At 69.8% G+C, this 15,810-nt stretch carries 10 protein-coding genes; 7 read left to right on the top strand and 3 right to left on the bottom strand.

Annotated elements, in window-relative coordinates; genetic code table 11:
- The first annotated feature begins 13 nt into the window (after positions 1-13).
- Positions 14-5,503 (top strand): carboxyl transferase domain-containing protein, encoded by a 5,490-nt coding sequence (locus AB0B45_RS23375; RefSeq protein WP_358133882.1) that lies wholly within the window; start codon positions 14-16, stop codon positions 5,501-5,503.
- 219 nt (positions 5,504-5,722) lie between these two features.
- Positions 5,723-6,757 carry a hypothetical protein gene (locus AB0B45_RS23370; RefSeq protein ID WP_358133879.1) on the top strand — a complete coding sequence of 345 codons (1,035 nt, stop codon included), beginning with the start codon at positions 5,723-5,725 and terminating at the stop codon, positions 6,755-6,757.
- A gap of 71 nt (positions 6,758-6,828) precedes the next feature.
- On the opposite strand, the gene AB0B45_RS23365 is transcribed toward AB0B45_RS23370, so the two are convergent.
- From AB0B45_RS23365 to AB0B45_RS23355, 3 genes are read right to left on the bottom strand one after another with little or no spacing between them, the layout of a single operon-like run.
- On the bottom strand, positions 6,829-7,191 hold the full coding sequence (locus AB0B45_RS23365) for a DUF488 family protein (protein WP_358133877.1): 363 nt from the start codon (positions 7,189-7,191) through the stop codon (positions 6,829-6,831).
- Between the two features lie 42 nt (positions 7,192-7,233).
- Entirely contained in the window at positions 7,234-8,748 is a 1,515-nt protein-coding gene (gene glpK / locus AB0B45_RS23360; RefSeq protein ID WP_358133875.1) for a glycerol kinase GlpK, read from the bottom strand.
- A gap of 34 nt (positions 8,749-8,782) precedes the next feature.
- Positions 8,783-9,550, bottom strand: a complete 768-nt coding sequence (locus AB0B45_RS23355; protein WP_358133872.1) for an IclR family transcriptional regulator — start codon at positions 9,548-9,550, stop codon at positions 8,783-8,785.
- 306 nt (positions 9,551-9,856) lie between these two features.
- Between AB0B45_RS23355 and AB0B45_RS23350 the strand changes: the two genes are divergently transcribed.
- The 5 genes from AB0B45_RS23350 (at position 9,857) to AB0B45_RS23330 (ending at position 15,764) form a co-directional block, all read left to right on the top strand.
- Positions 9,857-10,684: an MIP/aquaporin family protein gene (locus AB0B45_RS23350; protein ID WP_358133869.1), complete on the top strand. Its 828-nt coding sequence runs from the start codon at positions 9,857-9,859 to the stop codon at positions 10,682-10,684.
- Positions 10,685-10,718: 34 nt separating this feature from the next.
- On the top strand, positions 10,719-12,236 hold the full coding sequence (gene glpK / locus AB0B45_RS23345; protein ID WP_358133866.1) for a glycerol kinase GlpK: 1,518 nt from the start codon (positions 10,719-10,721) through the stop codon (positions 12,234-12,236).
- A 68-nt stretch (positions 12,237-12,304) separates the two neighbouring features.
- Complete coding sequence (locus AB0B45_RS23340; protein ID WP_358133863.1) at positions 12,305-14,005, top strand: glycerol-3-phosphate dehydrogenase/oxidase; 1,701 nt, start codon at positions 12,305-12,307, stop codon at positions 14,003-14,005.
- Positions 14,006-14,131: 126 nt separating this feature from the next.
- A complete protein-coding gene (locus AB0B45_RS23335; RefSeq protein ID WP_358133861.1) occupies positions 14,132-14,383 on the top strand; it encodes a hypothetical protein in 252 nt (83 codons plus the stop codon).
- A 334-nt stretch (positions 14,384-14,717) separates the two neighbouring features.
- Entirely contained in the window at positions 14,718-15,764 is a 1,047-nt protein-coding gene (locus AB0B45_RS23330) for a magnesium transporter CorA family protein (protein ID WP_358133858.1), read from the top strand.
- Positions 15,765-15,810: the final 46 nt, after the last annotated feature.

Genomic DNA, 15,810 nt, shown 5'->3' with positions numbered 1-15,810 from the left:
AAAGGCCCGCTTAGTGTTCAGTCGTGTCGCCATCGTCAACCGCGGTGAAGCCGCCATGCGGCTCATCCACGCCGTTCGGGACCTAGCCGCGGAGACGGGGACACGGATCGAGACCGTCGCCCTGTACACCGACTCCGACCGGACGGCCACGTTCGTCCGCGAGGCCGACATCGCCTACGACTTGGGGCTCGCCGCGAACCGGCCCTATCTGGACCACGCGGTCCTCAAGAAAGCCCTGATCGAGACCGGCGCGGACGCGGCCTGGGTCGGTTGGGGCTTCGTGGCGGAGGATCCGGCGTTCGCCGACCTGTGCGCCGAGATCGGCGTGACGTTCGTCGGCCCGAGCGCCGCGGCGATGCGCAAGCTGGGCGACAAGATCGGCTCGAAGCTGATCGCCGAAGAGGTCGGTGTGCCCGTCGCGCCGTGGAGCCGCGGTCCGGTGGAGACGCTGGAGGACGCGAAGGCGGCGGCGGACCGGATCGGCTACCCGTTGATGCTGAAGGCGACCGCGGGCGGCGGTGGTCGTGGTATCCGGATGGTCTCCGACGCCGACGAGCTGACCCACGCCTACGAGCTGACGCGCCAGGAGGCCGCGCGCGCGTTCGGCAGTGGCGTCGTGTTCCTGGAGCGCCTGGTGACGGGCGCCCGGCACGTCGAGGTGCAGGTCATCGCGGACGGGCAGGGCACCGCGTGGGCGCTGGGGGTGCGCGACTGCTCCGTGCAGCGGCGCAACCAGAAGATCATCGAGGAGTCCGCCTCCCCGGTCCTCAGCGCCAAGCAGGTGGCCGAGCTGAAGGCGTCGGCCGAGCGGCTCGTGCTCGCGGTGGACTACCAGGGCGCGGGCACCATCGAGTTCCTCTACCACCCCGGTGAGCGGCTGTTCGCGTTCCTCGAGGTCAACACGCGCCTGCAGGTCGAGCACCCGATCACCGAGATCACCACCGGCGTCGACCTGGTGAAGGCCCAGTTGCACGTGGCGGCGGGCGGCAAGCTCGAAGGTGACGCGCCCGAGGAGTGGGGTCACGCAGTCGAGGCGCGGCTCAACGCCGAGGACCCCGACCGCGACTTCGCACCCTCACCCGGCCGGATCGCGCGGCTGGCGCTGCCCAGCGGCCCCGGCATCAGGGTGGACACCGGGTTCAGCGAGGGCGACACGATCCCCGCCGACTTCGACTCGATGATCGCCAAGATCATCGCGCACGGCCGTGACCGAACGGAGGCGTTGGCCCGCCTGCGCCGCGCGATGACGCAGACGACCGTCATCATCGAGGGCGGCGTGACCAACAAGGGCTTCGTCCGCGTGCTGCTCGACGAGCCCGCGGTGATCGACGGGTCCGCCGACACCGGCTGGATCGACCGCGTGCGCGCCCAGGGCGCCCTCGTGTCGCACCAGCACTCCGCGATCGCGCTGATCGCGGCCGCCATCGAGGCCTACGAGGACGAGGAGGCCGTGACGCGGCAGCGCTTCCTGTCGACCGCGCACGGCGGCCGTCCGCAGTCACAGCACGAGAGCGGCCGCGCGCTGGAGCTCAAGCTCCGCGAGGTCTGCTACCGCGTCCAGGTCGCCCGCACCGGCGGCCACAGGTTCCGCATCGGCATCTCGGCGGGCGGCCCCGAGCGCGCGGCCGACGTCGACATCGAGCGCTTCGACGAGCACAGTGGCCAGATCATCGTGAACGGCGTCCGCTTCAAGGTCGTCACGAGCACTCACGGCCCGATCCACCTGGTCGAGGTCGACGGCATCACGCACCGGATCAGCCGCGACGAGGGCGGCATCGTGCGCTCGCCCGTGCCCGCGCTCGTGGTGGCCACGCCGCTGCAGGTGGGCGACGAGGTCGAGGCCGGTGCGCCGCTGCTCGTGGTCGAGAGCATGAAGATGGAGACCGTCCTGCGCGCGCCGTTCCGCGGCCGCATGCGGGAGCTCGCGGTGTCGGTCGGCAGCCAGGTGGAGGCGGGCGCCCGCCTGCTCCGCCTGGAGCCACTGGGTGACGGCGACGAGGTGGCAGGTCCCGCGGCCGCGGGGAAGGAAGTCGAGCTGGACCTGCCGTCCGAGCCGGTGGACGTGCCCGCGGCCGAGCGGGCCGCGCGTGGCCTGCAGGATCTGCGCAGCCTCCTGCTGGGCTTCGACATCGACTCGCGGGACGAGAAGCGCCTGCTCGCCAACTACCTGGCCGCGCGCGCCGAGCTCGTCGCGGCGGGCGAACACGAGCCGGCCGGTGAGGTCGAACTGCTGAGCCTATTCGCCGACCTGAGCGAACTGAGCCGCAACCGGCCCGCCGGCGAGGAGTCGAAGTCCGACTTCGCGGTGCGCAGCCCCCGCGAGTACTTCCACACCTACCTGCAGTACCTCGACCCGGACCGGGCCGGCCTGTCGGAGAGCTTCCGGCAGCGGCTCACGCACGTGCTGTCCCACTACGGCGTCGAGGGCCTGGACCGCACGCCGGAGCTGGAGGACGCGGTCTTCCGGATCTTCCTGGCCCAGCAGCGCGCGTCCGCCGACGCCGCCGTGGTGACGACCCTGCTGCGCCAGTGGGTGAACGAGGCCCCGCCCGCCGAGGCGGACCGCGTCACCGTCGGCCTCGCGCTGGAGCATCTGGTCGCCGCCACCCAGGTCCGGTTCCCCGCCGTCGCGGACCTGGCGCGCGGCGTCGTGTTCGCCTGGTTCGTCCAGCCGCTGCTGCGCCGTACCCGCGCCAAGGTCTACGCGACCGTGCGCAAGCACCTGCGCCACCTCGACCAGCACCCGGACGCGCCTGACCGCGCCGAGCGGATCTCCGCGATGGTCGCCAGCGCCGAGCCTCTCGTCCGGCTGGTCGGCCAGCGGATCGGCCGCGAAGGCGCGGACCCCGTGCCGCTGCTGGAGGTGCTGAGCCGCCGCTACTACGGCAACCGCGCGCTCGGCGACATCCGGGTGAGCAAGGTGGCGGGCTGCACGTTCGTCGTCGCCGACCACCGCGCCGCGACCGGCAACGGCCGCGTCGTGACCACCGCGGTCGACTTCGCGGCGCTGGCCGAGGCGGTCAAGGCGGTCGACACGTTCGCCGGTGACGGCGAGCTGGTGGCGGACGTCTACCTGAGCTGGTCGGACGGTCCGAGCGACCCCGACGAGATGGCCACGCGCCTGCGCGAGGTCCTGGTCGCGCAGCGGCCGTCGAACCGGGTCGGCCGCGTCACCACGACCGTCGCGGGCAACAGCGGCGCGGTGATGCACCACCACTTCACCTTCAGGCCGTCCGCGGACGGCTTCGTGGAGGAACGGCTGCTGCGCGGTCTGCACCCGCGCATCGCCGAGCGCATGCAGCTGGAGCGGTTGCGCGACTTCGATCTCACCCGGCTGCCCTCGCCCGACGAGGAGGTCTACCTCTTCCGGGCCGCGGCACGGCAGAACCCGTCCGACGAGCGCCTCGTCGCCCTGGGTCAGGTCCGCGACCTGACCCCGTTGCGCGACGACGACGGCAGGATCGTCGCGCTGCCCGCGGCCGAGGACACCCTGGCCACCTGCCTGGACGCGATCCGCCGAGCCAAGAAGCCCGGCGCGAAGACGTCCGCCACGAACCGGATGGTCATCTACGTGTGGCCGCCGACCGACCTCTCGCCGGACGACCTGAACACCGTGGCGAAGCGCGTGTTGCCGACGACGGCCGGCGCGGGCCTGGAGGAGGTGCTCTTCCTCGGCAGGCGCCGCGACAGCGCCACCGGCGAGCTCGTCGACATCGCCGTCCGGATCGGCTACGACGTGGGCTCCGGCGTGCAGCTGTCCGTCGTGCCGCCGCCGACCGAGCCCATCGAGCCGCTGGACGACTACCGCCAGGAAGTGCTGCGCGCGCACAGCCGCGGCACGCACTACCCGTACGAGCTGACCGGCATGCTCGCCGGGCCGTTCGGCTCGTTCACCGAGTACGACCTGGACGAGCACGCGAAGCTGGTGCCGGTGAACCGGCCCAAGGGGCGCAACACCGCCGCGCTCGTCGCGGGTGTCGTCAGCACGCCCACGCCGCGCCACCCGGAGGGCATGACCCGCGTCGTGCTGCTGGGCGACCCGACGAAGGCGCTCGGCGCGCTGTCCGAGCCCGAGTGCGCGCGGGTGATCGCCGCGCTCGACCTGGCCGAGCGGATGCGGGTGCCGCTGGAGTGGTTCGCGCTGTCCGCCGGCGCCCGGATCTCGATGTCGTCCGGCACCGAGAACATGGACTGGGTGGCGGCCGCGCTGAAGCGGATCGTGACCTTCACCCAGGACGGCGGCGAGATCAACATCGTGGTCGCGGGCATCAACGTCGGCGCCCAGCCGTACTGGAACGCCGAGGCCACGATGCTCATGCACACCAAGGGCATCCTGGTGATGACGCCGGACTCCGCGATGGTGCTGACGGGCAAGCAGTCGCTCGACTTCTCCGGCGGCGTGTCGGCCGAGGACAACCATGGCATCGGCGGATACGACCGGATCATGGGCCCGAACGGCCAGGCGCAGTACTGGGCGCCGGACATCCGCGGTGCGCGGGAAGTCCTGATGTCGCACTACGACCACAGCTACATCGCGCCGGGGGAGAGCGGGCCGCGCAAGACGGTCACCAGCGACCCGGTGGACCGCGATGTGTCGGCGTTCCCGCACGCCGTACCGGACAGCGACTTCACGACAGTGGGTCAGATCTTCTCCGTCGAGTCCAACCCGGACCGCAAGAAGCCGTTCGACATCCGCACGGTCATGCGTGCGCTGTCCGATCAGGACCACCCGGTGCTGGAGCGATGGGCGGGCATGGCCGACGCCGACACCGCCGCCGTCCAGGACGTCCACCTCGGTGGTCGACCGGTGTGCCTGCTGGGCATCGAGTCCCGGGCCGTGCCGCGTCGCGGATTCCCTCCCACCGACGGCCCGGACACCTACACCGCGGGCACCTTGTTCCCGCGGTCGTCCAAGAAGGCCGCTCGGGCCATCAACGCCGCCAGCGGGAACCGTCCGCTGGTCGTGCTGGCCAACCTGTCAGGGTTCGACGGGTCGCCCGAGTCGATGCGCAAGCTGCAACTGGAGTACGGCGCCGAGATCGGCCGCGCGGTGGTGAACTTCAAGGGCCCCATCGTGTTCTGCGTGATCTCGCGGTACCACGGCGGCGCGTTCGTGGTGTTCTCCAAGGCGCTCAACCCGAACATGACCGTGCTCGCGGTCGAGGGCTCGTTCGCCTCGGTGCTCGGCGGTGCTCCGGCCGCCGCGGTGGTCTTCGCGCGCGACGTCGACAAGCGGACAGGCAACGACCCCCGCGTGCTCGCGCTCGCCGCCCGTGTCGCGGAGGCGCCGGCTGCCCGGCGGGCCGCGCTGGCCGCCGAGCTGGCCGAGCTGCGATCGTCCGTACGGGCCGAGAAGCTCACCGAGGTGGCCACCGAGTTCGACCGCGTGCACAGCATCCAGCGGGCGGTCGACGTCGGCTCGGTGGACGCGATCATCAGCTGCGCCGAGCTGCGGCCGCGCATCATCGAGGCGGTCGAGAAGGGCCTCGCCCGACAGGCCTGACCGGTCCTGAAGCCGGACGCCCGCGCCCTTTCGGGAGGGGTGTCCGGCTTTTCGCGTTCCCAGGGAAACGGACCGCGCCCGAGGCCGGAGGCAGTGACCTCGGGCGTGGGCGAGGCGGCGCCGATGCGCAAACCGACCATTCGGCGGACAAGGGGTTCAACGTCCGGCAGTATGATCCAGAGCCTTTTCGGCAAAGTCCGTAAATGATCGGGAGATTTCATGCGCGCGGTTCCTTCCATCGCGGCAGCCCTCATCATCCTTCTCACCTGCACGGTCGTCCCTCGGCCTGCTGCCGCCTCCACCGCGACCCTGCCGGGCGGCAAGGCGACCTATGTCGTCTCGCAAGGACACCTGAAGGCCGCATCCAGCCAGAACTGGGTACGACTCGGCAGCTACCGCTTCGCCGCCGACGGCACGGTGACCGCGGCTCTGCATCTGTGGTGGCAGCGCCATCCCGAGGCCAGGCAGCCCACCGGCACCATCCCCGACTCAAGCTGCACCACCAAGGCAGGCGGTTCCGGATCGCGCCCCCGTACCTGCGAGGTGCTCACCGCCGGGGGCTTCACCGGCGCCCCCGATGAGAACCGCACCGGGACGTACACCGTGTCCGGCAACGTGGTGAGCATCCGGTGGAAGATCGCCCAGACGTGGACCGAGCAGTGGTACGTGCGGCCCTCCCCCGACGGCGCGCTCGCCCGTCTGGACCTCAAGCAGAGCACGCTGGCCACCCACGGTTACGGATACGGCAGCAACGCGGCGCTCGGCACCCGGCGCGCGATGGGCTCGGTGAAGGCGTTCCCCGGCACGCTCAAGCAGGATCTGACGAGCTGGGCGGGCGGCAAGATCGTCACCTCCAGCGGTGAGAGGTTCGCCCATTCCTCCTTCCGCGCCTGCGCCAGCACCACCTGGTGCATGACCTACTTGCAGCCGTCGTCCAGGGGCGCCTGCCAGAAGTCGGGCGGCTGCCCCAAGTACGGGGGCGGAACGAAAGCGAACGTGAGTTCCATCCAGTACTACCTCACCAAGATCTCCAATTCCGATCGCCGCGACACGCTGTGGCACTGGTGCACCTGTCTGGCGATGGAGCGCGGCGAGTTCTGCTACACCGGCAACTCTCACGTCAAACCGCTCATGCAGATCATCGACGACAAGGGCGCCTTCCGCGGGTGGGTCGGCGCCGAAGCCTCCTTCTCGACCGGCTCCTCCCGGGCGGCGGACATGATGGCCGTGCTCCGCATCACCGACTTCCGCTGACCAGCTCCATCGGGAAAGGAGACAGACCTCACCCGGCAGTTCGCGAGGGTGCGCCCAGCTGACCTGCGCGGTCAGTCCCGGAGCAGCTCGGCGAGCACCTCGGCCTCGCTGATCTCGGGACGCCTGGTCGCGGTGAGCAGCGTCAGGGGCCGGTCCTCGGCGAGGTCGCGCAGGTGCGCCAGCGCGTCCGCGTGCTGGGGATCTTCGAGCTCGGCGCGGTAGCGGCGGCTGAATTCGGCAAAACGCTCGGGGTCATGGCCGTACCACGTGCGCAACTCCGTGGACGGTGCGACCTGCTTGCACCATTCGTCGAGGTGGGCCTTCTCCTTGGTCATCCCCCGGGGCCAGATCCGGTCGACCAGCACTCTGGCGCCGTCTGCCTGCGCCGGAGCCTCGTAGACCCTGCGGACGTGGACCGTCCTCTTGCGCGCCATGGAGGCCTCCTCCCGAGCCGAGCACTCAAGCTTCTTCCGGCATCACATTCCATCGCCCGGCTTCATCCAGCCGAACGTCCGCTCCACCGCCCGGTGCCAGTTGTCGTACTCGGTGGCGCGGCGCGCATGGTCCATGCTGGGCAGCCACTGAGCGGCCCGGTGCCAGTTACGGCGCAGCCCTTCCAGGTCGGCCCAGTACCCGACCGCGAGCCCTGCGGCGTACGCCGCTCCGAGGGACACGGTCTCGGCCACCATGGGGCGCACGACCGGCACGTCCAGAACATCGGCGATGTACTGCATGAGCAGGTTGTCGGCGGTCATGCCTCCGTCGACCTTGAGCATGCGCAGCTCGAGCCCTGAGTCTGCGTTCATGGCGTCCAGGACCTCGCGGGTCTGCCATGCGGTGGCCTCGAGCACGGCTCTGGCGAGATGGCCCTTGGTGATGTAGGAGGTCAGGCCGACGATGACGCCGCGGGCCTCGCTGCGCCAGTGCGGCGCGAACAGCCCGGCGAACGCGGGGACGATGTAACACCCGCCGTTGTCCTGCACGGTCCGCGCGAGCGTCTCGATCTCGGGGGCGCTGTTGATGAGGCCGAGCCCGTCGCGGAACCACTGCACCAGGGCTCCGGTGATGGCGATCGGCCCTTCGAGGGCGTACACCGCAGGCTCGTCGCCCACCTGGTAGCCGACGGTGGTGAGCAGCCCGTGGCTGGAGCGGACCGGCTCGGCGCCGGTGTTGAGCAGGAGGAAGCTGCCGGTGCCGTACGTGCACTTGGCCTCGCCCGGCGCGAAGCAGGTCTGGCCGAACAGCGCCGCCTGCTGGTCGCCGAGCGCGGCCGCGATGCGGACGCCGGGAAGCACGCGGGTGGCCTGGCCGTACGTCTCGGTAGACGGACGGATCTGCGGCAGCATCGCGGGCGGTATGCCGAAGAAGTCGAGAAGATCGGGGTCCCAGGCCAGCGAAGCGAGGTCCATGAGGAGAGTACGGCTGGCGTTGGTGACGTCGGTGACGTGCAGGCCGCCTTCGGGGCCGCCGGTGAGGTTCCAGATGAGCCAGGTCTCCATCGTCCCGAACAGCACCTCGCCCCGCTCGGCGCGTTCGCGCAGCCCTGGCGTGTGGTCGAGCAGCCACCGAATGCGGGGAGCGGAGAAGTAGGTGGCGAGCGGAAGACCGCAGCGCTTCTGCACCATCGACGCGTCGGGCCGGGCGGCGAACTCGTTCACCAAGGCGTCGGTTCTGGTGTCCTGCCACACGATGGCGTGCCCGAGCGGCACGCCGGTGCGCCGGTCCCACAGGAGCGTGGTCTCGCGCTGGTTGGCGATGCCGATCGCCACCACCTGATCCAGGCCGATCCCTGCCTGGGAGAGCGCTTCGGGCGCGATGCGCTCGAGGTTTCGCCAGATCTGGACGGCGTCGTGCTCGACCCAGCCCGGGCGGGGGAAGTGCTGTCGATGTTCGCGCTGCGCGACCGACACCAGGCGTCCTCGTTGGTCGAAGAGGATGCACCGCGTCGATGTCGTGCCCTGATCGATAGACATCACATAGCGCATGACCATGGCATCCTACCTAGGCATATGTGGATGAGCTGGCTCACCAGCGGGATGCGCCGAGGTCCCTGGAGACCGCGCGCGCGGCGTCGCGTACGAACGTCACAAGGGAGGCGTTCGGCTGACCTTTCGTGTCACAGATGCGTTCGACGGCACCGGAGATCCCGATGGCGCCGACTACGAGTCCTCCATGCCCGCGGATGGGCGCGGCGATGCCGGCCTCTCCAATGGTCATCTCCTCGATCTCGACGGCCCAGCCGACCTCGCGTACCGCCGCCACGTTGCGCGCCAGCGCCTTCGGCATGACGATCGTCCGGCGGGTGAACGCCTCCAGGTCGCCGTCGCCGAGGGTGGCGGCGGCGCCGACGTCGTAGGCCAGCAGGACCTTGCCGAGCGCGGTGGCATGCATCGGCAGCAGCGCACCCACGTCCAGCGTCTGCAGGGTGTCGTCGGGCCGGAAGACGTGATGCACGATGAGGATCTGGCCGTCGAGAAGGGTGCCGATGCGGACGGCTTCGCCGCTCCGGGCGGCGAGCGCGTCGGCCCAGTTGATCGCCCGCGAGCGGAGCTCGTTGACGTCGAGGTAGCTCGTGCCCAGGTGAAGCAGGGCGGCCCCGAGATGGTACTTGCCGGTCGCCTCGTCCTGCTCCACGAAGCCGACCCGCTGCAGGGTGCGCAGCAAGCCGTGAGTGGTGCCCCTGGCCAGACTCAACGCGGTGGCGATCTCACCGACACCGAGCCGACCGGAACTGCGTGCGAGAAGACGCAGGATGGCCGCCGCCCGCTCGATGGACTGAACTGGACCTGGCATATGTCCGATCGTAGTGCGGTCGGCAGATGTTCGACAATGTCGGCGGCGGGATTGGGGCGATCTACGCATTCGAGCACAAATCAGGTTTTTCGTGACCTGCCTCATAGTCGCCAAACCCTAACCCGGCATGCCATGGCTGACTAGTGTTCGACATTGTCGGCACCTCGCCGTTGACCCCCGACTTTCTCTCACTTAGCGTCCACGACAACCGTGAGGCCGGTCACACCACCTGGGACGACGCCCTCACGGCGACGGTCTGCTCGCGGCCTCGGACAGGCGGGAGCACGGCACTGTAAGGAGAGACACATGGCGGAACGACTCAAGGCCCATGGGCTGCTTGGCGAACTGGCCGCCGAGTTCGCGGGCACCCTGATCCTGATCCTCTTCGGGGTGGGCGTGGTGGCCCAGGTCGCCGCCGCGGGCATCGGTGATCACGACAGCATCGCGTGGGCATGGGGCCTCGGCGTCACGCTCGGCGTCTACGTCGCGGCCCGCGTCAGTGGCGCGCATCTCAACCCGGCCGTCACGGTCGCCCTGGCGGTGTTCAAGGGCTTCTCCTGGCGCAAGGTCCTGCCGTACTCGCTGGCGCAGACCGCGGGCGCGTTCGTGGCCGCCCTGATCGTCCGGTTCAACTACGCCGAGGTGCTGGCGAAGGTCGACCCGGGGCTCACCATCAAGACCCAGGGCGTCTTCTCGACGCTTCCCGGCAACGGAGCTCTGCCCGTCCACACGTGGGGGGCCTTCCGCGACCAGATCATCGGCACGGCCATCCTGCTGTTCCTCATCCTCGCCATCACCGATCTGCGCAACTCCTCGCCCGCGGCGAACCTCGCGCCCTTCGTGGTCGGTCTGCTCGTCGTCGCTATCGGCATGGCCTGGGGAACGAACGCCGGCTACGCCATCAACCCCGCCCGTGACTTCGGCCCGCGTCTGGCCTCTTTCCTCACCGGATACGAGACGGCCTTCCAAGACCAGTACGGCGCGCTGTACTTCTGGGTGCCGATCGTGGCCCCGGTGATCGGCGGACTGATCGGCGCGGGCCTCTACCAGGTTCTCGTGAGCCGCTTCCTGCCGCCCGTCGAAGAGCCCGAGCCTGTCCAGGTGCCGGCGAAGGCCGCGTACGAAACCGTCTGACATCCCCCACCCTGCCCGAGGAGGCACGATCTTCATGGCCGACTTCGTCGGAGCCGTCGACCAAGGAACGACGAGCACCCGCTTCATGATCTTCGATCACGGCGGGAACGAGATCGCCCGGCACCAGCTGGAGCACGAGCAGATCCTGCCGCGGGCCGGCTGGGTCGAACACAACCCGACCGAGATCTGGGAGCGCACGCGCGCGGTGATCGAGACCGCGATGAACAAGGCGAACCTCGTCGCCTCCGACCTGGCCGCGCTGGGCATCACCAACCAGCGCGAGACCACGGTGGTGTGGAACAGGGTTACCGGCAGGCCGTACTACAACGCCATCGTCTGGCAGGACACCAGGACCGACCGAATCGCCTCCGCCCTGGACCAGGACGGCCGAGGCGACATCATCCGCCGCAAGGCGGGCCTGCCCCCTGCCACCTACTTCTCCGGCGGCAAGATCCAGTGGATCCTCGAGAACGTCGACGGCGTGCGCGAGGCGGCCGAAGCAGGAGACGCCCTCTTCGGCAACACCGACACGTGGCTGCTGTGGCAGCTCACCGGCGGCCCCGACGGAGGCGTGCACGTCACAGACCCCACCAACGCCAGCCGTACCATGCTCATGGATCTCGAGACGCTGGACTGGGACCACGAGCTGCTGTCGTTCTTCGGCATCCCCAGGCGGATGTTGCCCGAGATCCAGCCGTCGTCCAATCCGGGGTTCTACGGCATGACCCGGGCCGGCGGGCCACTCGGCGGCGAGGTTCCCCTCTCCGGCGACCTGGGCGACCAGCAGGCGGCGACCGTCGGTCAGGTGTGCTTCTCACCGGGCGAGGCCAAGAACACCTACGGCACCGGCAACTTCCTGCTCCTCAACACCGGTCATGAGCCGGTCCGGTCGAACAACGGCCTGCTGACCACCGTCTGTTACCAGCTCGGCGACGAGAAGCCGGTGTACGCGCTGGAGGGATCGATCGCCGTCACGGGCTCGGCGGTGCAGTGGCTGCGCGACCAGCTCGGCATCATCTCGGGCGCGGCCCAGAGCGAGTCACTCGCCGCGCAGGTGGACGACAACGGCGGCGTGTACTTCGTGCCCGCCTTCTCCGGGCTGTTCGCGCCGTATTGGCGGTCGGACGCCCGCGGCGCCATCGTCGGGCTGTCCCGCTTCAACAACAACGCCCACGTGGCACGCGCCACGCTCGAATCGATCTGCTACCAGAGCCGCGACGTCGTCGAGGCGATGCGGCAGGACTCCGGCGTCGCTCTCGACGTCCTTCGGGTGGACGGCGGGGTCACGGCCAACAACCTGTGCATGCAGATGCAGGCCGACATCCTGGGTGTCCCGGTGTCAAAGCCGGTCGTTTCCGAGACCACGGCGCTCGGCGCCGCGTACGCCGCCGGTCTCGCCGTCGGTTTCTGGAAGTCGACCGACGAGCTCAGGAGTAACTGGAACGAAGCCCAGCGCTGGTACCCGGACTGGTCGGAGTCGCAGCGTTCCAGCGGCTACGCCAGTTGGAAGAAGGCCGTGTCCCGCACCCTCGACTGGGTCGAGCTGGACTGAAACGCGGATCCGCGGGGCCCGGCCGGGTCCCGCGGATCCACACCTCTTGATCGACGCAAGGAGTTGCTATGACGTCTGTACCGATGGGGCCGTCCCACCGCGCCGCCACGCTGCGAAGGATGCGAGAGACCGAGTTCGACGTGCTGGTCATCGGCGGCGGTGTGGTCGGGGCGGGAGTGGCGCTCGACGCGGTCTCCCGCGGCCTCTCGGTCGCGCTGGTGGAGGCCCGCGACTGGGCGGCAGGCACTTCCAGCCGGTCGAGCAGACTTGTCCACGGAGGCCTGCGATACCTCCAGCAGCTGGACTTCCGGCTGGTCCGTGAGGCGCTCAAGGAGCGGGGCCTGCTGCTGACCCGGCTCGCCCCCCACCTGGTACGGCCGGTCCCGTTCATGTTCCCGCTGCGGCACAGGGTCGCCGAGCGGCTGTACGTCGGCGCGGGCCTGGCCCTCTACGACGTCCTGGGTGGCGCCCGCACCATGCCCCGTCATCGGCACATGAGCCGCCAGAAGGCGCTCGCCGTGGCCCCCGCCCTGCGTCCGGAGTCCCTGGTCGGCGCCGTCCAGTACTTCGACGCGAAGGTGGACGACGCGCGGTTCGCCATGATGCTCGCGCGCACCGCGGCCCAGTACGGTGCGGCCGTCACGACCATGGCCCGCGTCACCGGCCTCCTTCGCGACGGCGCGCGGGTGTGTGGGGCGCGCGTCCATGATCTGGACAGCGGCGACGAGATCGTCGTCCGCGCCCGCCAGGTGGTCAACGCCACCGGCGTCTGGACGGACGAGACGCGCCAGATGGCAGGCGGCGACGGCCCGCCCACCGTCCAGGCGTCCAAAGGCGTCCACATCCTCGTGCCGCGCGAGCGGCTCCGCCTCGACACCGGCCTGATCATGCCCACAGAGAAGAGCGTGCTCTTCGTCATCCCGTGGGGACGCCACTGGATCATCGGCACCACCGACACCGCGTGGCGCCTCGACAAGGCACACCCGGCCGCCAGCAGCGCCGACATCGACTACCTGCTCGACCAGGTCAACTCGGTGCTCGCCACGCCGCTTGGCAGGGACGACATCGAAGGCGTGTACGCCGGCCTGCGGCCGCTGCCTGCCAAGGACGTCTCCAACACCGCCGCGCTGTCCCGCGAACACGCGGTCGCCCGTCCGGCGCCCGGCCTGGTGACGGTCGCCGGCGGCAAGTACACCACCTACCGGGTGATGGCCAAGGACGCCGTCGACATGGCGGTGCGGGACCTCGGCACCGCCGCGCCCGCGTCCGTCACCGACCGGCTGCCGATCCTCGGCGCCGTCGGGTTCGAAACGATGTGGAACGGTCGACGGCACCTCGCGCAACGCTACGGAATGGACCTCGTCAAGGTCGAGCGGCTGCTGCGCCGGTACGGCTCGCTCGTCGAGGAGCTCCTCGAGATGATCGCGGCCGACCCGGCGCTCGGCGAGCGCGTGCCGGGGACCCGGGACTGTCTCAAGGTCGAGGTCGTCTACGCCGTCTCCCACGAGGGAGCCCGGCACCTGGAGGACGTCCTGGCTCGCCGTACCCGCATCGCGACAGAGGAGAAGGACCGAGGGCTGGCCGCCGCGCCCGAGGTCGCCGAGCTCATGGCGCCCGTCCTCGGCTGGGACGCGGAGGACGTGTGGCGCGAGACGGAGCACCATCGGCTCCATGTCGAGGCCCAGCACGCGGCCGAGCAGCAGCAGGACGACCAGGCGGCGGACACCGCCCGGCTGGACGTCCCGGACCTTTCCGCGCTCTCGCGGTGATGTTCGCCAAGGGTCCGTGGTGGCGGGGTCACACTTGGCCACCACGGCGCCCGGCGGCACGGGGCGCGGCGTTCGCTGTGGCCGGAGGCGCGATCCGCCCGGGGCGCGCACCGAGGAAAGGCGCAAATGATCGCGTTCATCGTCCTGATCGACGTCGTTCTGGCTCTGGCGGGGCTGCTGCTGATGTGGTTGTGCACGCGACCCGAGGGCCGCTCGACGGCTGCCGTTCCGAAGCCGCGCCGCGCCGCTCCCCCACCGGTGGGCGGCCGGGATCAGAACCGGAGCCTGTTCGTGGCCCGGCCCCCCGCCGCGGCCGTCACCGTCGGAGGAGTTTTGGCCTCCAGCTCAACGGAGTCCGGGCCCTTCGTGGTCGCGTGATGGCGCCGCGGTAGCGGGTGGCCGGCTGCCGACGACAACGGGGACACGTCCGAGCGCCGGCTGGTGCTCTTGTCCCAGCCTGCCACCAGATCACCGGCTGCCGGGAGGTCGCCAGATGGCCCAGGGACGTCGACGCTCCGTCCCCCTGGCGCTGCCGGTCGAACAGGACCGCGCGATTCGCCCCCTGCCGGCGGCGTGGTCGCCGCCGTGCGTGAAGTCGGTGGTTTGCCCCTCGAGGTATTTCAGCACTTTTGCGAGAGCATGGGACGGTGGGTACGCGTGGGCGCCTTTCGATGCCCGGCTTCCCGCGGGATCGCTTGAGGGGGTGATCCGAATGGACATTCGCCTGGTCAGCGACGAGGGCGTCGAAGAGCGTCCCGTCGCAGAACTGAAAGCGCTGCTGGACCGAGAAGACGGCCTGGTCTGGATCGATATCTCCAGCTGCGACGCGGAGGCCGTGGGCGTCCTGTCGGAGGTGTTCGGCTTCCATCCGATGGCGATCCGCGACTGCGTCGAGCGCAACCGTGTGCCCAAGGTGCACGCCTATGCGGACCACGTGTTCGTCGTCCTGCACGCCCCCGAACGAGGTAAGCACGGCCATGTGCACTTCATCGAGCTCGACCAGTTCATCGGCCACAACTACCTGGTGACCGTACACGGACCGATCAACCCGGCGGTCGAACCGGGCTCCGCCCTGCGCGAGACCCGCGCGGTGCTCACGCGGATCGAGGCGGGGCGCCTGCACCCGGCCACGCCGTTCGAACTGTCATACGCGATCGTCTCCGCCCTGATCCGCAATCAGGAGAACTACCTGGAGACGGTGACCAGCGACGTGTGGCGGCTGGAGCAGCGGGTCACGGGCGGAGGCGTCGGCGAGCCCGAGGAGTTCCTCAACGAGTTGTTCCGTGCCCGCCACGGACTGCTGGCCGTACGCACCATGGGCGCGCTGAGTGCCGCGATCTACGGGAGGATGACCAATCTCACCCGCATCTCGCCCGCAGGGCAACGGCTGGTGGTCGACATCGCGGACCAGTTCGACCGATTCCGTAGCGTGGCCGATGGCGAAAGGGAGTATCTCCAAGGGGTGATCGAGTTCTACCAGACCACTCTCACGATCAAGGCCGCGCTGGTCGGTCAAGCGCAGAACACGGAGGTCAAGCGCCTGACCGAGGCCAGCTACGCCCAGAACGAAGAGATCAAGAAGATCTCCGCGTGGGCTGCGATCTTCTTCGCACCCACGCTGGTCGGCACTGTGTACGGCATGAACTTCACCCACATGCCGGAGCTGAACTTCGCCTACGGCTACCCGTCGGCGCTGATCGTGATGGTGCTGGCGTCTGCCGTGCTCTTCATGGTGTTCAAGCGGCGGGGGTGGCTGTGACGAATGGCCGTCCCGGATCTCGGTGACGATGCAGGGGCGGCCCGGT

The sequence above is a fragment of the Nonomuraea sp. NPDC049152 genome, assembly GCF_040648355.1.
Classification (GTDB): domain Bacteria; phylum Actinomycetota; class Actinomycetes; order Streptosporangiales; family Streptosporangiaceae; genus Nonomuraea.
This window is presented reverse-complemented; position numbering and strand designations above follow the sequence as displayed.

Bases quoted from the DNA above. Each gene is read 5' to 3' on its own strand.
- AB0B45_RS23370 (WP_358133879.1), top strand. From the start codon at position 5,723: ATGCGCGCGGTTCCTTCCATCGCGGCAGCCCTCATCATCCTTCTCACC.
- AB0B45_RS23365 (WP_358133877.1), bottom strand. From the start codon at position 7,191: ATGGCGCGCAAGAGGACGGTCCACGTCCGCAGGGTCTACGAGGCTCCG.
- glpK (WP_358133875.1), bottom strand. From the start codon at position 8,748: ATGGTCATGCGCTATGTGATGTCTATCGATCAGGGCACGACATCGACG.
- AB0B45_RS23355 (WP_358133872.1), bottom strand. From the start codon at position 9,550: ATGCCAGGTCCAGTTCAGTCCATCGAGCGGGCGGCGGCCATCCTGCGT.
- AB0B45_RS23350 (WP_358133869.1), top strand. From the start codon at position 9,857: ATGGCGGAACGACTCAAGGCCCATGGGCTGCTTGGCGAACTGGCCGCC.
- glpK (WP_358133866.1), top strand. From the start codon at position 10,719: ATGGCCGACTTCGTCGGAGCCGTCGACCAAGGAACGACGAGCACCCGC.
- AB0B45_RS23340 (WP_358133863.1), top strand. From the start codon at position 12,305: ATGACGTCTGTACCGATGGGGCCGTCCCACCGCGCCGCCACGCTGCGA.
- AB0B45_RS23335 (WP_358133861.1), top strand. From the start codon at position 14,132: ATGATCGCGTTCATCGTCCTGATCGACGTCGTTCTGGCTCTGGCGGGG.
- AB0B45_RS23330 (WP_358133858.1), top strand. From the start codon at position 14,718: ATGGACATTCGCCTGGTCAGCGACGAGGGCGTCGAAGAGCGTCCCGTC.